The organism is Pectobacterium punjabense, assembly GCF_012427845.1.
In the GTDB taxonomy this organism is placed as follows: Bacteria; Pseudomonadota; Gammaproteobacteria; order Enterobacterales; family Enterobacteriaceae; genus Pectobacterium; species Pectobacterium punjabense.
The window spans coordinates 3,832,932-3,856,120 of the sequence record NZ_CP038498.1; the positions used below are offsets into that span (position 1 = coordinate 3,832,932).

19 protein-coding genes and 1 pseudogene are annotated in these 23,189 nt (G+C 45.5%); 16 read left to right on the top strand and 4 right to left on the bottom strand.

The features are described 5' to 3' along the window. Nucleotides 1–33: 33 nt before the first annotated feature. Nucleotides 34–1,020, bottom strand: a complete 987-nt coding sequence (locus E2566_RS17420; RefSeq protein ID WP_107168083.1) for a quinone oxidoreductase — start codon at nt 1,018–1,020, stop codon at nt 34–36. 114 nt (nt 1,021–1,134) lie between these two features. On the opposite strand from E2566_RS17420, the gene dnaB reads away from it, so the two are divergent. Genes dnaB through E2566_RS17435 form a run of 3 tightly spaced genes read left to right on the top strand, consistent with a single transcriptional unit; the run spans nt 1,135 to nt 4,296 of the window. Then, complete coding sequence (gene dnaB / locus E2566_RS17425; RefSeq protein WP_107168082.1) at nt 1,135–2,541, top strand: replicative DNA helicase; 1,407 nt, start codon at nt 1,135–1,137, stop codon at nt 2,539–2,541. Nucleotides 2,542–2,582: 41 nt separating this feature from the next. After that, complete coding sequence (gene alr, locus E2566_RS17430; protein WP_107168081.1) at nt 2,583–3,665, top strand: alanine racemase; 1,083 nt, start codon at nt 2,583–2,585, stop codon at nt 3,663–3,665. Beyond that, entirely contained in the window at nt 3,658–4,296 is a 639-nt protein-coding gene (locus tag E2566_RS17435; protein WP_107168080.1) for a hypothetical protein, read from the top strand. Before alr ends, E2566_RS17435 begins: the two co-directional genes overlap by 8 nt. A 217-nt stretch (nt 4,297–4,513) precedes the next feature. Here the strand turns inward: E2566_RS17435 and E2566_RS17440 are convergent, their stop codons facing one another. Then, on the bottom strand, nt 4,514–5,899 hold the full coding sequence (locus tag E2566_RS17440) for an amino acid permease (RefSeq protein ID WP_107168079.1): 1,386 nt from the start codon (nt 5,897–5,899) through the stop codon (nt 4,514–4,516). A 362-nt stretch (nt 5,900–6,261) separates the two neighbouring features. Between E2566_RS17440 and E2566_RS17445 the strand changes: the two genes are divergently transcribed. The 4 genes from E2566_RS17445 to E2566_RS17460 all read left to right on the top strand — a co-directional run bounded on the left by E2566_RS17445 (nt 6,262) and on the right by E2566_RS17460 (nt 9,497). Beyond that, a complete protein-coding gene (locus E2566_RS17445) occupies nt 6,262–6,741 on the top strand; it encodes an Lrp/AsnC family transcriptional regulator (protein ID WP_039306464.1) in 480 nt (159 codons plus the stop codon). A 251-nt stretch (nt 6,742–6,992) separates the two neighbouring features. After that, nucleotides 6,993–7,607, top strand: coding sequence for a YitT family protein (locus E2566_RS17450; protein WP_107168078.1), 615 nt, complete (start codon nt 6,993–6,995; stop codon nt 7,605–7,607). 59 nt (nt 7,608–7,666) lie between these two features. Continuing rightward, nucleotides 7,667–8,860, top strand: coding sequence for an amino acid aminotransferase (locus E2566_RS17455; protein ID WP_107168077.1), 1,194 nt, complete (start codon nt 7,667–7,669; stop codon nt 8,858–8,860). 133 nt (nt 8,861–8,993) lie between these two features. Further along, nucleotides 8,994–9,497, top strand: coding sequence for a M48 family metallopeptidase (locus E2566_RS17460; RefSeq protein ID WP_107168076.1), 504 nt, complete (start codon nt 8,994–8,996; stop codon nt 9,495–9,497). A gap of 401 nt (nt 9,498–9,898) precedes the next feature. On the opposite strand, the gene E2566_RS17465 is transcribed toward E2566_RS17460, so the two are convergent. Together E2566_RS17465 and uvrA are read right to left on the bottom strand one after the other, a co-directional pair. Then, a complete protein-coding gene (locus E2566_RS17465; RefSeq protein ID WP_107168075.1) occupies nt 9,899–10,318 on the bottom strand; it encodes a secondary thiamine-phosphate synthase enzyme YjbQ in 420 nt (139 codons plus the stop codon). Between the two features lie 15 nt (nt 10,319–10,333). Continuing rightward, the gene (gene uvrA / locus E2566_RS17470; protein WP_107168074.1) at nt 10,334–13,168 is read right to left on the bottom strand and encodes an excinuclease ABC subunit UvrA; all 2,835 of its coding nucleotides are present in this window, start codon (nt 13,166–13,168) and stop codon (nt 10,334–10,336) included. Nucleotides 13,169–13,493: 325 nt separating this feature from the next. Here uvrA and ssb1 point away from each other — a divergent pair, with 325 nt between their 5' ends. From ssb1 to E2566_RS17515, 9 genes and pseudogenes are all read left to right on the top strand, one after another. Continuing rightward, complete coding sequence (gene ssb1 / locus E2566_RS17475) at nt 13,494–14,036, top strand: single-stranded DNA-binding protein SSB1 (RefSeq protein WP_014701314.1); 543 nt, start codon at nt 13,494–13,496, stop codon at nt 14,034–14,036. Between the two features lie 160 nt (nt 14,037–14,196). Next, entirely contained in the window at nt 14,197–15,390 is a 1,194-nt protein-coding gene (locus E2566_RS17480; RefSeq protein WP_107168073.1) for a tyrosine-type recombinase/integrase, read from the top strand. Then, complete coding sequence (locus tag E2566_RS17485; protein ID WP_107168072.1) at nt 15,390–16,949, top strand: site-specific integrase; 1,560 nt, start codon at nt 15,390–15,392, stop codon at nt 16,947–16,949. Before E2566_RS17480 ends, E2566_RS17485 begins: the two co-directional genes overlap by 1 nt. Nucleotide 16,950: 1 nt before the next feature. Then, nucleotides 16,951–18,966 carry an integrase gene (locus E2566_RS17490; RefSeq protein ID WP_107168071.1) on the top strand — a complete coding sequence of 672 codons (2,016 nt, stop codon included), beginning with the start codon at nt 16,951–16,953 and terminating at the stop codon, nt 18,964–18,966. 1 nt (nt 18,967) lies between these two features. Next, nucleotides 18,968–19,387 carry a hypothetical protein gene (locus tag E2566_RS17495; protein ID WP_052902952.1) on the top strand — a complete coding sequence of 140 codons (420 nt, stop codon included), beginning with the start codon at nt 18,968–18,970 and terminating at the stop codon, nt 19,385–19,387. Between the two features lie 374 nt (nt 19,388–19,761). Continuing rightward, nucleotides 19,762–20,538, top strand: coding sequence for a DUF4760 domain-containing protein (locus tag E2566_RS17500; protein ID WP_240618603.1), 777 nt, complete (start codon nt 19,762–19,764; stop codon nt 20,536–20,538). Then, nucleotides 20,505–20,717, top strand: a complete 213-nt coding sequence (locus E2566_RS17505) for a hypothetical protein (RefSeq protein WP_133169844.1) — start codon at nt 20,505–20,507, stop codon at nt 20,715–20,717. Before E2566_RS17500 ends, E2566_RS17505 begins: the two co-directional genes overlap by 34 nt. 408 nt (nt 20,718–21,125) lie before the next feature. Continuing rightward, nucleotides 21,126–21,407, top strand: a pseudogene (locus tag E2566_RS17510) (IS3 family transposase); the annotation flags it as partial. Nucleotides 21,408–21,617: 210 nt separating this feature from the next. Beyond that, on the top strand, nt 21,618–22,295 hold the full coding sequence (locus E2566_RS17515; RefSeq protein WP_107168070.1) for a hypothetical protein: 678 nt from the start codon (nt 21,618–21,620) through the stop codon (nt 22,293–22,295). Nucleotides 22,296–23,189 lie beyond the last annotated feature (894 nt).

A 23,189-nucleotide genomic window follows, 5' to 3' on the forward strand; every position in this document is an offset into this window, starting at 1 on the left:
TTACCGCGACACGCACGATAACCTCCTTAAACATTAGCCCGGAATCAGCAGGCATGACCCCTGCGTACTGCGGCTTTCCAGCGCCCGATGGGCCGCTTGCGCATCCGACAGCGCGAATTTCTGGTTCTGTGGCACATCTACCGTAATCGCTCCGCTGGCGATCAATGAGAACAGCTCATTGCTGGCCTGTTCCAGTTCGGCACGGTTCGTCACATAGCCAAACAGTGAAGGACGCGTGACGTACAACGACCCTTTCTGGTTCAATATCCCCAAATTGACACCCGTTACTGGCCCAGACGCATTGCCGAAACTGACCATCAACCCACGACGACGCAGGCTATCGAGCGAGGCTTCCCAGGTATCTTTCCCGACCGAGTCATACACGACCGCCACTTTCTGCCCATCGGTCAGTTCCGCAACGCGCTGTGCGATATTCTCGGTACGATAATTAATCGTCGCCCAGGCACCAGCCTGTTTTGCCCGTTCCGCCTTCTCATCAGAACCCACCGTCCCGATCAACTTCGCCCCCAGCGCCTTTGCCCACTGGCAGGCAATCAACCCTACGCCGCCCGCAGCGGCATGGAACAAGAAGACTTCAGTCGGCTTGATTTCATACGTCTGACGTAGCAGATAATAAACCGTTAGCCCTTTCAGGAAAGAAGCCGCAGCCTGCTCAAAGCTGATGGCCTCCGGCAGCAGCGCAACCTTCTCTGCCACAACATTATGCACCTCGCTATACGCCCCCAGCCCGGACTGCGCATACACGACGCGATCGCCCACTTTCAGCACACTAACCCCCGCACCGACTTTCGTCACAACGCCCGCCGCTTCGGTTCCCAGCCCGGAAGGCAGATCAGGCACCGGATACAGGCCGCTGCGAATATAGGTATCGATAAAATTAATACCGATGGCGCGGTTCTCCACCTGAACCTCTCCCGCTGCGGGTTCGGTAGGCGTAAAATCCCCATATTGCAGAACCTCTGGGCCACCATAAGCTCGGAACTGAACGCGTTTTGCCATGTTATCTCCTTAATCGTGACAGGTTCGTCATTGCTCTATTATGGATATGGATTGTGTTATTTCATACAATGCCCCCTAATCCAACGGCAAATCAACCGGTAAAGAATCCGTTTCATGGCAGAGAAAAGACCCAGCAATAAATCGAATGAACCCCGCGACCGCCAGATGGAAGGTCTGAAACTTCCGCCACATTCGCTGGAAGCGGAGCAATCGGTGTTGGGTGGCCTGATGCTCGACAATGAACGCTGGGATAACGTTGCTGAGCGCGTTGTCGCAAACGACTTCTATAACCGTGCCCACCGCCTGATTTTCACCGAGATGCAGCGTCTGCTCGAAATGAGCAAGCCGATCGACCTGATTACGTTATCCGAATCGCTCGAACTGCAAGGTTCATTGGAATCCGCGGGTGGCTTCGCCTATCTGGCCGAGTTGGCAAAAAATACCCCAAGCGCTGCTAACATTGGTGCCTACGCCGACATCGTACGTGAACGCGCCGTGGTGCGTGAGATGATTTCTGTCGCCAATGAGATCGCCGATGCGGGTTACGATCCCCAGGGCCGCAGCAGTGAAGATCTGCTCGATCTGGCGGAGTCCCGCGTCTTTCAGATCGCCGAAAACCGTGCCAGCAAAGATGAAGGCCCGAAAAGCATCGACCGCATTCTGGAAGACACGGTTTCCCGTATCGAACAGTTATATCAGCGCCCGCACGACGGCGTAACCGGTGTGTCTACCGGCTATCAGGATCTGGATAAAAAGACCGCTGGCTTGCAGAAATCCGATCTAATCATCGTCGCGGCGCGTCCGTCCATGGGGAAAACCACCTTCGCCATGAACCTGTGTGAAAACGCGGCGATGATGCAGGATAAACCCGTGCTGATCTTCAGTCTGGAGATGCCCGGTGAACAGATTATGATGCGTATGTTGGCATCACTGTCTCGCGTGGATCAAACCCGAATCCGTACTGGTCAGCTAGACGATGAAGACTGGGCACGTATCTCCAGCACCATGGGAATCCTGCTGGAAAAGCGCAATATGTACATCGATGACTCCTCTGGCCTGACCCCGACGGAAGTGCGTTCCCGCGCGCGCCGCGTGTTCCGTGAACATGACGGCCTCAGCCTAATCATGATCGACTACCTGCAATTGATGCGCGTGCCGTCATTGTCGGACAACCGCACGCTGGAAATTGCAGAAATTTCCCGATCGCTCAAAGCGTTGGCAAAAGAATTGCAAGTTCCAGTCGTCGCGCTGTCGCAGCTTAACCGTAGTCTGGAACAGCGCGCCGATAAGCGTCCGGTCAACTCGGATCTGCGTGAATCTGGCTCTATCGAGCAGGATGCCGACCTGATTATGTTTATCTACCGTGATGAGGTTTATCACGAAAACAGCGATCTCAAAGGCATCGCTGAAATCATTCTGGGGAAACAGCGTAACGGCCCGATTGGTTCCGTTCGCTTGACCTTTAACGGGCAGTGGTCGCGCTTTGATAACTATGCCGGCCCACAATATGACGATGAATAACGCAGCGCTCAGCAATGACAACACTGCACTAAGGACCAAGAATGAAAACGGCAACCGCCGTCATTAGTCGGCGTGCGTTACGCCACAACCTGCAACGTATCCGCCAGCTTGCGCCAGGCAGCCAGGTCGTTGCCGTCGTGAAAGCCAACGCCTACGGCCACGGCATGATCGAATCCGCTCGCACCTTCTGCGACGCCGACTGCTACGGCGTCGCGCGACTCTCCGAAGCATTGGCGCTTCGCGCGGCAGGTATCACCAAATCCATTGTCTTGCTGGAAGGCTTTTTCTCCGCTGACGATCTCCCGCTTCTGGTGGAACACCAGCTAGAAACCGCCGTTCACAGCCCCGAGCAACTTGCCGCGCTGGAACAGGCTACGCTGCCGCAACCGATACGCGTGTGGATGAAGCTCGATACGGGCATGCACCGTCTTGGCGTTCTGCCGGAACACGCCGACGCATTTTGGCAACGCCTGACGGAATGCCGCAATGTGGTACAGCCCGTCAATATTATGAGCCACTTTTGCCGCGCGGATGAACCCGAAGCCGGAACCACCGAACGCCAGTTAGCCTGTTTCGATGCCTTTACACAGGGTAAGCCCGGCGCACAGTCCATCGCGGCTTCCGGCGGCATTCTGCTATGGCCACAAGCACACCGCGATCGCGTCCGTCCCGGCATCATTCTCTACGGTGTATCGCCGCTGGATAATGAAGATGCCGCACATTTTGGCTTTCAACCTGCGATGACCTTTACGTCTCACCTGATCGCCGTTCGCGAGCACAAAGCAGGGGAATCCGTCGGTTATGGAGGCACCTGGACTAGCCCGCGCGATACACGGCTGGGCGTTGTGGCCGTTGGCTATGGTGATGGCTACCCACGCTGCGCCCCAGCGGGTACACCCGTGCTCATCAACGGGCGCGAAGTACCACTTTCTGGCCGCGTATCGATGGATATGATCACGGTTGATTTAGGGCCGGATGCGCAGGATAAAGTGGGCGATGAGGTGATTCTCTGGGGGCAAACGCTATCGGTTGAACGCATTGCCGCACACACGGGCGCCAGCGCCTACGAGCTGATTACCCGCTTAACACAGCGCACTACGTTGGAATACGTCGACGGTGAGTAAAAACGGACTGATTGGTTTTTATCGGCAAGCCACTGGCTTGCCAACTTTCAGGCTGGCTATCTACTATGCGGCAAGCTGGCTTGCCGCATCCGCTATCCTGACGCTGTTTGCCCTCATTAATTTTTATACGCTGAAACCAACAGATGTTGGCGGCACACTGTTTGGCGGTATGTTCGGCGCGATATTCGATCTGATTTACTGGTCTTGCGCTGCGTTAGGGTTCTGCTTTCTGGCGCTTTTTCGACTCTCGGGATGGCGTATTGCCTTGGTATTAGCGGGTCTGGTGCAAATCGGTATCAGCGCGCTGTGGCGTATTCAATACTGGCAGGATTATGACAACGAGGAGCTGATACTTTCTCCGACACCGGGCGAACTGCATGTTTCCATATTGGTGGGTGTGGCGATGACGACTATCGGCATCGTGAAGTATCGGCACGCCCAGCGCAATTCCATAGTGCCACGCCCAACGTATACTAAAGCCATCGCCGCATTACTGCTGGTCGCGCTTTATCTGGTGCTTCCGCTACATCTCTACCTGCGTGAACCCCTCCCCTACTGCGCTTTTAGCCCTGACGGGCAGCAGCTAAGTATCTGTCTGGGAGACAATGACGAACGGATTATTGTGGAGTGATGGTTCTCGGAATGGCTATCCCGAGAACCATCGATTTAGCGAAGAATCGCATTTGTTGCGTTCACTGCCGTATAGGCAGCTTAGAAATATCTCACGCAATACGGCGTCGGTGGATGAGGTTCACTGCCGCACAGGCAGCTTAGAAACCATCATTTAAAAGATAAACACCATTAACTGAATAAATATCGGCACTCCACCACAGGAAGTGCCTTTTGGCTTAATAGTCCGCTTTCACCGCCAGCGCAGCCACCGTGCTTTTCTTCTTTTTCACCCTGTAACTCACCGCCAGCGCGAATAGCCAGACCGGGATCAACAATACTGAGATCTGAATACCCGGCGTCATCGCCATAATGACTAAAATACCCGCCAGAAACAGCAGACAAATCACATTCGTCACCGGGTAACCGAGGCTTTTAAAGCGTGTGTCCTGACCTTCCTGCTGTTTCGCCGCACGGAATTTCAGGTGAGTAATGCAAATCATCGCCCAGTTAATCACCAGTGCAGACACCACCAGCGCCATCAGCAATTCAAAGGCTTTACCCGGCATGAGGTAGTTGATCACAACACACAGTGCCGTCGCAAGCGCCGATACGCCGAGTGCCATCAATGGAATACCGCGCTTATTGACGTTCAGCAACGCACGCGGTGCGTTCCCCTGCTTCGCCAGACCAAACAACATCCGGCTGTTACAGTACACACAGCTGTTGTAAACCGATAACGCCGCCGACAGCACCACCAGATTCAATACGGTCGCCACCGCGTTACTATCCAGCGCATGAAAAATCATGACAAATGGACTCCCGCCTTCTACCACTTTCCCCCATGGGTACAGCGATAACAACACCGCCAGCGCCCCAACGTAAAACAGCAGAATGCGGTAGATAACCTGATTCGTCGCGCGTGGAATGCTGTTTTGCGGATCGTCCGCTTCAGCCGCGGTAATCCCTACCAGCTCCAACCCACCAAAGGAGAACATGATCACCGCCATCGCCATGACCATGCCACTCACACCGTTCGGGAAGAAGCCGCCATGCTGCCACAAATTTGCGACACTCGCTTCTGGGCCACCCGCGCCGCTGAACAACAAATAGCAGCCAAACACGATCATCCCCATAATCGCCGCAACCTTGATGATCGAAAACCAGAATTCCATTTCGCCATACACTTTAACGCTAGTCAGATTGATGGCGTTGATCAGTACAAAGAAGATCCCCGCAGACACCCAGGTTGGCACATCCGGCCACCAGTACTGAATATAGATTCCGACAGCGGTTAATTCAGCCATACTCACCAAAACATACAGCACCCAGTAATTCCAACCAGACATAAACCCGGCGAACTCGCCCCAATATTTATACGCAAAATGGCTGAACGACCCCGCGACGGGCTCTTCCACCACCATTTCACCCAACTGGCGCATAATAAAGAATGCGATCACGCCCGCAATCGTATAGCCGAGCAGTACTGACGGCCCAGCCATTTTGATCGTCTGTGCGATGCCCAGAAATAGCCCGGTTCCCACAGCACCACCCAGTGCAATTAATTGAATATGGCGATTTTTTAATCCCCTCTTCAATTGCCCTTCTGTTTGTTGTGTCTCCATTTTTTTCCCCGTCAGCAATAAAATTCAAACCGAGAGGATTTAGCAACTATCAGGCCAGATAACTGGCGGCGAAGATCCAACATCGCCACGATGCTGATAACACGATGAAAATTTTAAGAATTTATTTTCTTCGCAATTTCACACATCATGCATAAAACAGAAAAATATCTACATTTAGTGCACGAAAAAACCAAATTACGCACACAATAACGGCACTTTATGCTCAACCATGCATGAATGTGACCCATCATGGTGCAAACCGTGACTGAGTGCGCCTGTAGCGATAAAAAACTCATACGCAACACGGCTTAAAAAGCTGGTAGTCTGTTTGACTGACTATCTGACATGGTTTAGGGAACGCGATGTACAACATTGATGATTTCGATCTGAAAATCCTGACGCTGCTACAGACTAACGGCCGCCTGACCAATCAGGAATTGAGCGAGCTGGTCGGGCTTTCCGCCTCGCAATGCTCCCGCCGCCGTATCGCGTTAGAACAGGCGCAGCTGATTCTCGGTTATCATGCCCGACTGTCGCCAAACGCGGTTGGGTTGGAATGCCTGGGGTTAATTGAAGTACGGTTGATCAACCACACCAGTGAATACGTCGAGCGCTTTCACCAGATGCTAGGAGAAGTGGATGCGATTATTGACGCCTACAAAACCACGGGCGATGCCGATTATCTGTTAAAGGTTGCCGTTGCGGATCTGCCAGGGCTCAGCACGCTGATTAGCCAGATTCTGTCGCAGAACAAGAGCGTCGCGCATCTGAAAACCTCAGTGGTATTGAACCGCCTTAAAGAGAACGGTTTGATCACGCCAGAACCCCCAGCGTTGCCCTGAATTGGGGCAATTGCGTCTATTTGGTGCAGAAAAACGAACAACACACGCAATAAACCACAACAAAACGCACGATATAACCAAGTAACAGACCAATAACGCACAAATCATGCATTATTTTCATTCATATAATTCAATACGTTGCTCTTACTACCGCGGACATTTCGCGCAAATCAGCCGTTAAGCGGTATCATCTGGCGTGATTATTGCTTTGGTAAGCACATGTTTTTACGACAGTCTATTGAGTGCTCACCATGGATAACGTTATTCCCACACAAAAAATATCACACACGCGGCTGGAAGATGTTCTGGCAATACTGATCGGCACGCTGATGGTGTCATTTGGCGTCATTCTGCTACGTCAGGCTGGAGCCCTCACCGGTGGCACTGCTGGCATCGCTTTTCTTGTGCATTATCTGACCAACATTTCCTTTGGCGTCGCATTTTTCCTGCTGAATTTACCTTTCTATTATCTGGCCGTGCGCCGCATGGGGTGGGAATTCACGATAAAAACATTCAGCGCTGTTGGTCTGGTTTCCTTATTTTCCGATCTGCATCCACTGTTCGTTCATTTTGATCAGCTCAACCCGTTCTACGCCACGCTGTTCGGCAATATCATCACCGGAATAGGCTTCGTTGTCCTGTTCCGCCATAAGGCCAGCCTCGGCGGCGTTAACATTCTGGCGCTGTACCTTCAGGATAAATATGGCTTGCGGGCGGGAAAACTCCAGATGGGCGTTGACGTTGTGATTGTGCTGACTTCCCTGTTCGTGGTAAGCATACCGATGTTGATTGCGTCGATTCTGGGGGCAACTATTTTGAATCTGATTATTGCGATGAACCATCGCCCCGGCCGTTACGCGGCCTGATTATCCCCTTCGTCGGGGTTACGGCACCTATAAAATGACACTCTTAGGAGAGCTATACTGTGTTTCAAAACGTTGATACCTATGCCGGAGATCCTATCCTGTCTCTGATGGAAAAATTCAAACAGGACCCAAGAGCGGATAAGATCAATTTGAGTATCGGGCTCTACTACAACGAGCAGAATATTATCCCGCAACTGCGCGCCGTCAGCGCGGCGGAAAGCGCCCTGCGCCAGCCGGCTCAAAGTGCGAGCTCCTACCTGCCAATGGAAGGGTTACAGCCTTACCGTACCGCAATCCAGCATCTGCTGTTTGGTGAAAACCACGCCGCGCTGGCAGCGAACCGCATCGCTACCATCCAGACGCTGGGCGGTTCCGGCGCGCTGAAAGTCGGCGCTGATTTCCTGAAACGCTACTTTCCAGATTCAGAAGTGTGGGTCAGTGACCCTACATGGGAAAACCATATTGCGATCTTTGAGGGCGCGGGCTTTAACGTTCACACCTACCCGTATTTCGATGGTGAAAATCTGGGTGTGAAATTTGATGCCATGCTTGCTACCTTACAAGCGTTGCCGGCACGCAGCATTGTGCTGCTGCATCCATGCTGCCACAACCCAACCGGCTCTGACCTCACCACCGAACAGTGGGATCGCGTTATTGAAGTCATCATCGCGCGTGAATTAATTCCATTTATGGACATCGCCTATCAGGGCTTTGGCCTCGGGATCGAGCAGGATGCCTATGCGATTCGCGCCATTGCCAGCACAGGCGTACCGGCACTCATCGCCAATTCGTTCTCCAAGATTTTCTCACTGTATAGCGAACGCGTCGGTGGCCTTTCCGTGGTGTGTGACGATGCCGACAGCGCACAGCGCGTGCTAGGTCAGCTAAAAGCAACCGTCCGCCGCAACTACTCTTCTCCACCAAATTTCGGCGCTCAGGTGGTTTCTAAAGTCCTGAACGACATTCAGTTGAACGCAGACTGGAAAGCGGAAGTCGAAGAGATGCGCACTCGCATTCTGAGCATGCGTCAGGAGTTGGTTTCTGCCTTGAAAAACGCGCTGCCAAACCGCAACTTCGACTATCTGCTCACCCAGCGCGGCATGTTCAGCTACACGGGCTTCAGCCCGGAACAGGTTGATCGCCTGCGTGAAGAATTCGGCGTCTATCTTATCGCCAGCGGCCGTATGTGCATGGCGGGACTGAATCACAGCAACGTCCAGCGCGTCGCTGCGGCTTTCGCCGCCATTCAGTAAACCGTACAATGACAACGCCACAGGTTTAATCGACTCACCTTTGTGAACTCGCTTAACGTGTGGCTTTTGTTTTTGCTTAGCCGCTGTTACGGTTAGGAACTCGTTTCTTTGTATTGTGTTAATCAGAACGTTCATGACTACGTTACGCTACTTAAATGGTTATCCCCCTGCGATTGTCGCGCAAGCGCAAACCCTCGTTGATCAAGGCAAGCTCGGCCTGTGGCTGGAAAAAAGATACCCTGACCGCCATCACATCCAGAGTGATAAATCGCTCTATCAATTTGTCGCAGAATTGAAGCAGCGATATTTGAAGAATGCTCCGGCAATATCCAAGGTGCTTTACGACAATAAACAGAATCCAATAAAAGGGACGCTCGGGACCAATACGTTTGTGGCACGCGTGCAGGGCGGGAAATTAAAGTCCAACAACGAAATTAGAATAGCGACGTTATTTCGTGATGGCCCGGAAGATTTTCTACGCATGATCGTGATACACGAACTCGCTCACCTCAAAGAAAAAGACCATAACAAAGCGTTTTACCAGCTCTGTTGCCATATGGACCCAGACTACCATCAGTTGGAATTTGATATGCGAATCTGGCTCAACTGGCGAGAAATGGATACCACTTCGGTCTAAAAGCCTCTTTTACTACCCAGCACAGCTACGTTCTTCTATTTCTATACTACCTGTACGGCAGTGAACACGGTTCAACGGCATTAACGCTTTATTGCTCTTTTCTAAGCTGCCTGTACGGCAGCTTAGAAAAAGCACAGACACCGTTACGCCGGGTGGCAACCCGTTCACTGCCGCATAGGCAGCTTAGAAAATGCTAACCATCTACATCACAGAGCTAATAAGGTTCACTGCCGCATAGGCAGCTTAGAAATGACCACGCCGGGCACCCGACCGTATACCGGGGTTCACTGCCGCATAGGCAGCTTAGAAAATCATCTGTTTAATTGCACCAACTATCATCTTATTCACTGCCGTGCAGGCAGGTATTCTCGGGATAAATCGCTGGCGTCACTTATTGGGCGCTATTCCCCATTAAGCGTGACGACCAGCGAGCGGCTCCCGCCGTGGTTGCGGTGTTCGCACAGGTAAATACCCTGCCAGGTGCCGATGTTCAGGCGCCCATTGGTAATGGGGATCGTCAGACTGTTACCCAACAGGCTACCTTTCAGGTGCGCGGGCATGTCGTCACTGCCTTCGTAAACATGGCGGTAGTACGGCTCATCCTCCGGCACTAAACGATTAAAAAAGCTCTCGAAATCCTGCCGCACCGTGGGGTCGGCATTTTCATTCATCGTTAGTGCCGCCGAGGTATGTTTGATGAATACATGCATCAGTCCAACGTTTATCTGGCGCAGCGCAACAACCTGCGCCAGTATTTCGTCCGTCACCAGATGGAAGCCTCTGGCTTTCGGCTTCAGGCGGATTTCATATTGCATCCACATCGCCGCCCCCTGCTATCAGGCTTCACGTGCCAGAATCGGCCGCAGGAAGCGTGCAGTGTGGGACTGTTCGCACTCTGCCACCGTTTCCGGCGTGCCGGAGACCAGAATTTCTCCGCCGCCGCTGCCGCCTTCCGGTCCTAAGTCGACAATCCAGTCAGCCGTCTTAATCACGTCCAGATTGTGCTCAATCACCACGATGGTATTGCCCTGATCGCGCAGCTGATGCAGAACGGTAAGAAGCTGCTGAATATCGGCAAAGTGCAGGCCGGTTGTGGGTTCGTCGAGAATATACAGCGTCTGCCCGGTTCCGCGTTTTGACAACTCGCGAGACAGTTTTACACGCTGCGCTTCCCCGCCGGACAGCGTGGTGGCCGACTGCCCAAGGCGAATGTACGACAGGCCGACGTCGATCAGCGTTTGCAGCTTCCGCGCCAGCGCCGGAATGGCATCAAAGAACCCTCGCGCTTCTTCGATAGTCATATCCAGCACTTCATGAATGCCTTTGCCTTTGTATTGAATTTCCAGCGTTTCACGGTTATAGCGCTTGCCTTTGCACTGGTCACACGGCACATAGACATCCGGCAGAAAGTGCATTTCGACCTTAATCACGCCGTCGCCCTGGCAGGCTTCGCAGCGTCCGCCGCGCACGTTAAAGCTGAAACGACCTGGATTATAGCCACGGGTACGCGCTTCCGGCACGCCAGCAAACAGCTCGCGAATCGGCGTGAAAATGCCGGTGTAGGTTGCCGGATTGGAACGTGGTGTTCGACCGATCGGGCTTTGATCGATATCGATCACCTTATCGAAATGCTCCAGCCCCTGAATCTCACGGTGAGCGGCAGGTTCTGCCAACGTCGCACCATTCAACTGGCGCTGTGCCAGTGGAAACAAAGTATCGTTGATAAGCGTAGATTTACCCGACCCTGACACGCCAGTAATACAGGTAAAAAGGCCAACCGGCAGCGTCAGCGTGACGTCTTTCAGGTTGTTGCCTTTCGCGCCAATCAGTTTCAGCACTTTGGTCGGGTCCGCAGGTACGCGCTGTTTCGGAATTTCGATCTTGCGCTTACCACTAAGGAATTGCCCCGTCAGCGAACCCGGCACCGCCATAATCTCTTCCATTGTGCCTTCGGCGACAATCTGCCCACCGTGCACGCCCGCGCCGGGGCCGATATCAATCACATGGTCAGCAGCGCGAATCGCGTCTTCATCGTGTTCCACCACAATGACGGTATTACCCAGATTGCGCAGGTGAATCAGCGTTTCCAGCAGGCGCTCGTTATCGCGCTGGTGCAGACCAATGGACGGTTCATCCAGCACATACATTACGCCAACCAGTCCGGCACCGATCTGGCTTGCCAGACGAATACGCTGTGCCTCGCCGCCGGACAGCGTTTCCGCCGAGCGGGAGAGCGACAGGTAGTTCAGCCCAACATTCACCAGAAACTTCAGCCGATCGCCAATTTCTTTCAGCACTTTCTCGGCGATTTGAGCGCGTTGCCCGCTGAGCTTCATATTCTGGAAAAACGTCATCGCATGGCCGATGCTCATATCGGAAATCTGCGGCAGCGTCGTCTGTTCGACAAACACGTTACGCGCTTCTTCCCGCAGACGCGTCCCGCCGCAGCTGGCGCAGGAACGATTGCTGATGAATTTCGCTAACTCTTCGCGCACCGCCGTGGATTCCGTCTCTTTATAGCGGCGTTCCATGTTGTGCAGCACGCCCTCGAACGGATGACGACGTACCGAGGTGTCACCGCGATCGTTGATATATTTGAACTCGACGTTCTCTTTACCGGAGCCGTACAGAATCACTTTCTGCACCGCGGCAGTCAGCCCTTCAAACGGGGCATCGACGTCAAATTTATAGTGCTCCGCCAGAGAACGCAGCATCTGGAAATAGTAGAAGTTACGGCGATCCCAGCCGCGAATCGCGCCACCCGCCAGCGACAGCTCCGCGTTTTGCACCACGCGAGCCGGATCGAAGAACTGCTGCACGCCCAAACCATCGCAGCTTGGGCACGCGCCCGCCGGGTTGTTGAACGAGAACATACGCGGTTCCAGCTCATGCATGCTATAGCCACATACCGGGCAGGCAAAGTTCGCCGAAAACAGCAGTTCAGGCTGCGTTGGATCGTCCATATCGGCCACGACTACGCTTCCCCCGGACAGATCCAGCGCGGTTTCAAACGACTCTGCCAACCGCTGCGCCAGGTCTTCTCGCACTTTAAAGCGATCGACGACAACTTCGATGGTGTGTTTTTTCTGTAGTTCCAGCTTCGGCGGATCGGATAGATCGCACACCTCGCCGTCGATGCGGGCGCGGATATAGCCCTGTGACGCCAGGTTTTCCAGCGTTTTGCTGTGCTCGCCTTTACGATCTTTCACTATTGGTGCCAGCAGCATCAGGCGCTTGCCTTCCGGCTGTGCCAGCACGTTATCGACCATCTGGCTGACCGTCTGCGCATCCAGCGGCACATCATGCTCTGGGCAGCGCGGCTCACCTACGCGTGCAAATAGCAGGCGCAGGTAGTCATGAATTTCGGTAATCGTCCCAACCGTAGAACGCGGGTTGTGAGAGGTGGATTTCTGTTCGATAGAGATGGCGGGCGACAACCCTTCGATATGATCGACATCCGGTTTTTCCATCAGCGACAAAAACTGACGGGCGTAGGCGGAGAGGGATTCCACATAGCGCCGTTGCCCTTCGGCATACAGCGTGTCAAACGCCAGCGATGACTTACCCGAACCCGACAAACCGGTGATCACGATCAGCTTGTCACGAGGGATTATCAGATTGATATTCTTTAGATTATGGGTACGAGCACCACGAACTTCGATCTTATCCATTCACACACTTCCCGGAATAAAAACGGTTTGTCATCGCCTCTCGAACGGAGAGAACCGGTACGAAACCAGCAATTATGGCATAAAAAAAACGCCGGACGCGTTTTTTAACGTCGCCTGCGACGGCCCGATAGGGTGGCAAGCAGGGATAGCTTGCCATAAAAAAAACTGAATGGATATCCAGTATTAAACCTGTTTACCTTGCAAAGGCTGTAAATCTTACTTTCATTTCTGAAGCCATTTCGCAGGTATGACAGAGAGTTTTCCCATGGTAAGATTGATCGTTTAGACTTAGAAAATAAATCTACCGATTCATCAGGAGACGAGCATGGCCAGCAGAGGCGTTAATAAAGTGATTCTTGTCGGGAATCTGGGTCAAGACCCGGAAGTCCGCTATATGCCGAATGGTGGTGCAGTTGCCAACATCACGCTGGCTACGTCGGAAAGCTGGCGTGACAAGCAAACCGGTGAGCAGAAAGAGAAGACCGAATGGCACCGTGTGGTGCTGTTCGGCAAACTGGCGGAAGTGGCGGGCGAATACCTGCGCAAAGGCTCTCAGGTTTACATCGAAGGCGCACTGCAAACCCGTAAATGGGCGGATCAGGCTGGCGTAGAGCGTTACACCACCGAGGTGGTCGTCAATGTCGGCGGCACCATGCAGATGCTAGGTGGACGCCAAGGTGGCGGCGCACCAGCAGGTGGTAACGCCGGTGGCGGCCAGCAGCAAGGCGGTTGGGGTCAACCTCAGCAGCCGCAGGGCGGCAACCAATTCAGCGGCGGCGCACAAGCTCAGCAGCGCCCAGCACAGAATAGCGCGCCCGCACAAAGCAACGAACCACCAATGGATTTCGACGACGACATTCCGTTCTAGCTTAGAATAAAAACAAAGTGTAAAGAATTTCACCACAAACCTCTGTTTATACAGAGGTTTTTTAATTTTAATCCATATAGAAAGTGTAAAATATTTCTTGCAAAAATCAGGTAAAACTATACTATAAATAAACTGTAAAATTGTAAAAAATGAGTAAGCGATGAGTTACGGCACTAAGAATTTTATGCTAAAAAGTTCTGAACGGTATTGTCTGATCATAGACTACTCAACGAAACTTCCCGTCTATCATCCGAATCTTTTCATTACTACCCAAGTAAGAAATAAAAGTGAATCAGTTTCAACAATGAAAGCTACCTCTGCCTCGTTAGTTGTCTTCTTAAATTTTCTTGATAGTAGGAATATAAATCTTGAAGAAAGGGTTTATACAAATAAATTTTTTAGCCCCTACGAAATTGATGCATTAAGAGATTTCACTCAAAAAAAGAAAACTGAGAAAGGTAATGTAAAATTTATCAAAAAAAAGTCTAATGAATATGTAGCGTCGTTAACTCACTATCACAGGCTAACTGTTATTTATAAATACATAGAGTGGTTATCTATTCATTTAGTTAACAACCAAAATGATTTTTTCATTAGTCAATTACAGAATTGCATCAAACAAATAAAAGAAAGAAGACCGCATAAGAAGGGACGAAATGAATTAATCAATGATAAGTCATTAAGCTCAGAAGAAATAGAGCTATTGTTTGAAGTGATAAGGGTTGGTTCTGAATTAAACCCATTTAGTGAGAGTGCTCAAAGAAGAAACAGATTAATTATATTAATGCTGTATTATTTGGGTGTTCGTGGCGGTGAATTATTAAATATTAAGGTCAGCGACATAAATTTCTCTTCAAACCAATTAAGTATATTAATAAGAGCCGATGATAAAACTGACACAAGGATCATGCAACCATTAGTAAAAACAAATGAAAGAATAATCCCGATCAGTGATAGCTTGGCGAAAGAAATACACTACTATATTTTAAATGAAAGAAGACATTATGTAAAAAATAAAAAACATGATTATCTTTTCGTTAATCATAAAAAAGGGATGGGACTTCCTTTAAGTTATATGGCTTATAATAAAGTAATAAGCGTTATAAAAAAATCCACTCCTAATTTAGAAAGTTTAACAGGACACATGTTAAGGCATACATGGAATGTAGAGTTTTCAAAAAGAATGGACTCAATGGACAACCCGCCATCTGAAGCAAGGCAAGAGCAGTTAAGGTCTTATATCATGGGATGGAAGTCAGGGTCAGGAAGTGCTTCTCATTATAACAAAAGGTTTGTTAACGAAAAATCTCATGAAGTGGCATTATTACTCCAAAACAATCTAAAGGAAAAATAATGTATAATGCAATAAAAGATCCAGAATGGTTGAAAATAAAAGCAAAAGCGAATGGATATACATTTTCTTTGCATGAAAATATTTGGGTTTTGAATAAAGACTCAAGTATATACTTCACAGGTTTAGATGATCTATTAAAAGGAGAGTTGAAAATTAACTTTCTAAAGACCTTAGCGTATTTTGCCGAGCATTATAGTGGTAAATACACTATGAATTTATACTATAGAACGAAAGAGTACCTTCTCTTTTGCAAAGGAGAAAACACTTTTAGCCCCGAACAAATAATTAACTATAAATATTTCCTGTCAGATAAAATTTGGTATTTAAGTTTCGTTAAAATTTTCCTTAAGAAATGGTATGGATTAGGCTATTCAGGCATTACCAAAGAGATAGTTGATTTATTTGACAACTGGAGAATAAAAGGAAACATTAAAGGTGATTTAGTTAAGAGAAAAGACCCAAATGAAGGCCCACTAACTAACTGTGAGTTATCGGCTATCAATGAAAAATTAGTTCAGGCATATGAAAAAAATAAAATTAACAAAAGAGACCTAACTATCTCTTTGCTGCTCAGTCATACAGGAAGAAGAACCCTTCAGATCAGTCAATTAAAAATTAAAGACTTAATTTCCACTTCAAATAAAAAAGGAGAGAAAATATACTTCATTAACATCCCAAGAATAAAACAGAGAAATGTTGACTTTAGAAGTTCGTTTAAGTCGTTCGCACTTCATAAAGAATTATGGGAGTTGATCTATTCATTGATAGAAGAAAACCTTAAAAAGATGGAGAGTTATTCTGTTTTCAAATTAAATGATGAAGACTTAGAAGAGCTTCCTCTGTTTCCTTGTTGGAACGCCTTATCGGAAATAAAAAATGAAGGTGAATTTAAAAACAATTTATTAACAGATAAATATCACATCAAAACTAACAACATAAGAAGAATAATAAATAATATGGCAGAAAGATGCCAGATTTACTCAGAAAGAACAGGTGAGTTAATAAACCTTAATCCGCGTAGGTTTAGATATACCATAGGTACAAGAGCCGCAAGAGAAGGTTTTGGTGAGTTAATTATTGCGGAATTGCTCGATCATTCTGATACGCAAAATGCAGGTATTTATGTAAAGAACGTTCCTGAGCATGTAGCTAAACTGGATGAGGCGGTAGGCTACCAGCTTGCGCCATTCGCACAGGCTTTTGCTGGCAAGCTGGTAGATAAGGAAAGCGACTCAGTTAGGGGAAATGACGCTACAAGCCGCATAAGGAGTGAAGAAGGGAAATCTATAGGTAACTGTGGCGATCATGGCTTCTGTGGTGCAAATGTGCCTATTCCTTGTTATACCTGCATACACTTCCAACCTTGGGTAGATGGACCACATAAAGAAGTCTATGACAGTCTTTTAGAAGAGCGTAAGAGAGTAGAGCAGATCACAGGAGATATCGCCATAGTTGAAATTTTAGACCGAAGTATTTTAGCTGTTGCCGAAGTCGTTTTGAAATGCGAGAAACGAGTCAAGGAATTATCAGAGCTAGAAAATAATGTAAAAGGAATATAACATGGATAATATATTTCAATTTAAATCTAAATCACATAGAACTGCTGAAGAAAACATGTCTGAGTTCATCAGGAAATGTCGTGACGAATTAACTGTTTTTGGTGTAGATTTAAATTGGAATAGCCATATTTGGCCTAATGTTGCCGTCTTCTCACAGTTTGGTGTAACAACAAGAAAACCAAACCCAGACCAAATCATGGACGAAAAATTTATTGATTTTGCAAAAGCATATTTGAGATATCAGCAAGGCCATAATCCAACTGGTACTAAAAATGAACTTAAAGCATTACGAGCAATTGAACTTTCATTAAAGGAATATACTGGTAGCTGTAATGCACAAGAAATTAATATATCAGTCTTGAATAAAGCGATTGAAGTAGCAAAACCTCATTACTCAGTAGGCGCGGTCTATCAGTGTGGTAGAGAGTTGGAAAAATTAGCAAAGTTTTTAACAAAAAATAAATTAGTTCCAACCAAGCTTGACTCTTGGAAAAATCCCATTAAGCGACCAAACGATACGGTTAGAACAGGATTGAAAGGAAAACAAGAGCGAGAAAAGAAACTTCCAAGTGAAGAAGCTTTAAATGCTATGGCTGAGATTTTTTCCCGTTCCCCAGATAAGCCACGAGATATTTTCACCTCATCAATATTTGCAATATTAATGTCAGCACCTTCAAGAATATCAGAAGTTTTATCATTACCAGTAGATTGTGAATATACTGAAAAAGATAAAAATGGTATTGAAAGATATGGATTACGATTTTTTTCTGGAAAAGGATATGATGGCGATATCAAGTGGATACCAACCACTATGGTTGAAATTGCAAAGGAAGCGATTAAGAGAGTTCGAGAATTAACCGAGCCTGCCAGAAAATTTGCAAAATGGGCAGAGATGCATCCACTCGAATTCTATAATTTAGATGATAGCATTAACATTAATAACAAAAAACCTTTAAGCATTAAAGAAATATGCTATTTTTTAGGAGTTACTTACCACAAGAGCAATTCACTTTCATTTTTAAGAAGTAAAGGGTTTATTACTGAGAATGGACATTATTGTTTAGACACATTATGGCCTGTGATCATGAAGAATTTGCCGCAAGATTTTCCTTGGTACGATGAAAAGCTAAAAATAAAGTATAGCAACGCTTTGTTTTGCATGAATGAAAATCAATTACATGAAACAAGGATGTCGATCCCCCACTCACTTTTTAAACCAGATAATACATTTTTCTCTAATGATATATCTTCAAAAACTCATGTTGGAGACACTAGGAAAAACATTTTTGTCAGAAACGGCTATATAGGTGAAAATGGAGAGCCGATTGTTCTTAGGAGCCATCAGGCAAGGCACTTATTAAATACAATAGCCCAGAGAGGTGGACTCTCAAACCTTGAAATTGCGAAATGGTCTGGTAGAGCAGATGTAAAGCAAAATCGTGTATATAACCATATGACCGAATTTGAAATGGTGAAAATAGCAGAGTTGGTAGATATAACAGCTAATAAACACTCGATTATTAGTGATGTAATCAATGAGAATTTACCGATCACCACTCAACAATTCAACCTATTAGAAACTGGTGCAGCACATGTAACAGAATACGGATATTGCGTCCATGACTACACAATGAGTCCTTGCAATAAATTCCGCGACTGCATTAATTGCTCAGAACAAGTGTGTATAAAAGGGGATAAATTGAAATTAGAGCGAATAAAAGAACGAGAAAATAAGCTTAATAAGCTATACAACAATGCCATATCGAATAAGGATGATTACTATGGCGAAGACCGTTGGATTGAATATCACAAGAAAACATTAGAAAGACTTAGAGAACTAATATCTATAATGGAGAACCCAGATATTGCAGACAATGCTCAAATAAAATTACGTGGTAAAGATTTTAGTCAGTTAAGTAAAGTAATGAATAAAGAAAAAGAGCCTCAATTAGATGACAAAAAGAAACAAGATGAAAATGATATTCTTTCAGACATCAGAGCAATAATGGGAAATTAAGATGGCTAAACACTTATCAGATAGAGACGTTGAAGCGATTGTAAACATGATCAATGGATGGAGTGAAGAAAAAATATCGTGGAATAGCATCTGTTTTGCTGCTGAAAACCTTATAGGCAAGGTTCCCACAAGACAATCGTTAAATGGATATAAAGATATTGTTTTTGCATATACAGCAAAGAAAAAAGGTTTGACTGATGCACCGCCAGTAGAGAAAAAAGCAATTAATTTAGATTTTGCATCTCAACGAATTAACAATTTAGAAAGTAAGATCGCCCAACTCAAAGAGGAAAATAACTACTACCATGAGATGTTTGTTGTGTGGCAGTACAATGCCTATAGGTTGGGGATCAAAGAAAATGAACTAAACGCTCCGCTTCCTAAGATCGACAGGGAACGGTCGGATGGGGAAAAGCGATGACATCCCAACAGGGACCGACCAGCCTGTTAAAGGACTAACAACATGGCTATAGCAAGTATAGTGATACTTTCATAAAAGTGATACAATACGTGAAGATCATGGGTGATCCTTTTTCAAAAGCTTCGCATTACTTTACTAAAAATATGAAAAAATATTATTTTCAGCACCTTACAAGAAATTAAACAATTAATGCCTTTTTACGCCTTTGGTAGGCTGGTTTCATGCAGAATTACCCTATTAATACAGTTGACTTCTTATCATTTTTATGGTAGAAAATGTACTGAAAGGTGGTAATAGGAGAACAATATGAGATTATTTAATACTTACGAGAAACAGGCTGAAGACGTAGATTTTTTCTAAAATAAGATTTCTAAATGCAGGACATCAGTCCTGCATTTTTTTGGAATATTGAAATGGATTTAATTTTTTTAACGACACAATCACTCCCGCAAAATGTTTCATTTATTGATTGGCTTCTAAAAAACCTCCCTGCAGCAACACCAATAATTGCTTTATCAGCTACAGTTATTGCATATTTTGGATATAGAAGACAAAGAAGATTACATCAAGAAAAATTATCTTATGACTTTGAGAGTTTTTATCAAAATGATAAAGAGCTAAAAGAGCATAGAGAAAATCTTAATACTCTTTTCAAGAAGCATAGAAGAGAGAAATTAGATCTGAAGGTGTTCGCAAATTTAGATTCAGAAAATGATTATGGAAAATCTATTATGTTTGTACTTAACAATTGGGAGAAATGTGCTCATGCAATAAAAGAGGAACTTTTAGATGAAGATTATTTATATAATGTATTTCATATTGTAGCGTTGCGAGCATATACTCTCTTGGAGGGCTATATTGATGCACGAAGAAAACTTCCTGGGAACAGTGATGCTTATCTTAATTATAGATGGTTAGCAGAAAGATGGAAGCTAAAACGGCTAATTGAAGAAGAAAAAAATGATACAAAAGACCTAGAAGATTTAGTGATGAAAGCTTCAACCTTGTGCTTTAAAACTAAAAAAAATAAAGAAAATGGAGTAAAGTATAAAACAAAAGATTTAAAAAAAGCATACAATGAATTAACATTAATTAATAAGAAAAAAGGTTTTATTCAATGGATAAGATATCTATTACTTCAAAAATTTTAAAAATTTACAATAAAGAACAACATCCTACTGAAAAAGAAATAATTGCTTTCATATCTGCTTTAGGGAATATTGGAAATGATAACGTAGTAGATATTATATTAAAAACTTATGACGAATCCAATAAAACTAGTGGGATTAGAATTGCAACTATCACTGCTTTATCTCGTTGCTGCGACTAATAACAAATCTAATTTTCATGGGCTAACTCTATGAAGCAGTCGTGCTGTTTTTTGAGTTACCCCAACCATCTTTTATCTCGTATAAATAAAATGAGCATAAAAAACACTTACTATACAGAAGTATTTTCACAATCCAAGAAATAACACTTTTAATAATCTAATATTGATAGGCATGGTAGTTCACATCATAAAATATTATATATCAATAGATATATTTTCATTATATATACATCCATGTTCAATAAAAAACCTAACGTTTCTAAATGTTTTTCATACCTAAAATAATTTTAAAAAACACTTAAACTTCTAAATATTATCAACCCGCAGTAATTTTAAACTGTTAGGTAAACGGTTGACCTTGATTAAGCAGGCAAAAAATAACGCTTAAATGACATATCTCACAATAAATATACAGTTCGAGATGAGCAGTATTGTTCAGTTGATTATCAGGCATTTCTGAAACGACGTACACTGCGTGGTCGTGTGAGCGCCAGAGGTTTTCTGTTACGATAACGCCTGCGCGGAAAGTTTATTTCACACACTGAAAGTAGAATGTATCCACGGGGAACGCTTTACCTGCAGAAAAATGATGCGCTCAACGGTATTTAATTATATTGAGCGCGATTACAATCCCACAGTGCCTGTGGCGGTCCCAGCCCAGAACAGTTTAAAAACCAAAACCCCGCTTAGGGTTTTGTCTACATTGGCTAGGTAGGATCAAAAGCTGGCATACGCACTGGGAAAATTGGTGGGCAGGGGAAGAAAAGTAGACTTACCGGATTAACATTTTTGGACTTGTAGTTGTAATGATTGAGCAACGCTGGACGATAACTAATAGATCCCATGTGTAAACATGGTGCTTTTCAGCAAAAAAATATACTAACCATAATGAGAAAAACTATGCCAAGAAAACGAATTTCTCCAGTTACACAGGCTGATGTCGTCATCAAAAGTAAGAGAAGATGTCCACTATGTGTTTTTATCGATGGTAATGAAACAGAACGCCCAGGACAAATTGCTCATCTAAATGGAGATAATACAGATGACAGGTTTGAAAACTTAGTCTGGCTTTGTCTAGAGCATCACGACAAGTTTGATTCAACAACTCGGCAAACCAAAAACTATACTGAAATTGAAGTAAGAACATACAGAAATAAGCTATATGAGAAATATGAAGATCGAGAGTTTAATGAAGAAGATATCAAACTGGTACGTACATACTTGCGGGAATATTCAGATATATTCACCTACATCCTTTATGAATATAAAGAGTTGGCGTTCAAAATTGACTCTAATGTTATGCAGTCTATGTCCGAAATTCGCGACTTCTGGCACACTAATGCTCTTCGTTCATTCACGCCGTCGATAAGAGAGATTCAGGATCATATCGCAAACAATATTACGGGAATTTTAGGAATATATGAGATAAGTATGTACGATATTGTTGGCACATGGGTTAGATTTGATACTAAGAATTTTTCTCACGATATACTCAATGATAAGAAAATTGAAGTTGCTAGATTTGTTGATGCAATCGCCGATCATTATAAAAAACTTGAACGTATTGCGCTCCAATAAAAATAAATAGTTGTTATTGATAGTTATAGTTCCTTTTGATAATTCGCATATAGATGCTATATGCGAATTATTAATGAGACTTAATTAAGATGTATCCACAGAGAACGCTTTACCAGCAGGGAAATGATATGCTCAACGCCATTTTAATTATATGAGTGAAATTATAATCGATGCATGGAATATTTTTGGATGCATTAATTAGAAGCTGAACTGTATTGCGATCCATATCAACAATAAAGACCCTGATAGCTAACTCATGAATACAGAGTTTTTTTTCAAGTCAGACGGATCAGTGAGCTTCGCCAAAATCTTATCTCAGCAGATACTGCAAGTGCCATGTTCAATAAAAATAGCTAACTCTTCTCAACGATTTTTCACGCCTAAAAATTATCTAAACAACAAAACACTTAACCCTATGAATATTATCAATTCACAGTAACGGGAAACCATTAAGCGAACAGTTAATCTTGGTTAAACAGGCAAGAAATAACGCTTAAATAATATATCTCACAATCAATGTGAATATTGTCACTTACAGCATAGCTACCGTTTAAATCGCTCTGAGTGAAGTCCTGCGAGCTTCTGGTGGTGCTTGCTCTGTTTTAACACATCAAAACTTGGCCTATCCAACTGTCAAAACAGAAAAAAATTTAATACTATAAAACAATAAGTTAAATACATTTATCAGCATGGCTAGATTATGTCGTTAGTTTAGTCAAGAAAATATCGATCGTTATTACAGATCGATAAGTAACATATGATAGATTTTACCTATTAAGAGTGATCTATTGATCGTTACAAACGATTTTACTAAAGACAGTAATTAATCGAAAATCTAGAAAAACATAGCAACAGCTTAGTTGCAGCCTATATGGATGATAAGAATATAAATTC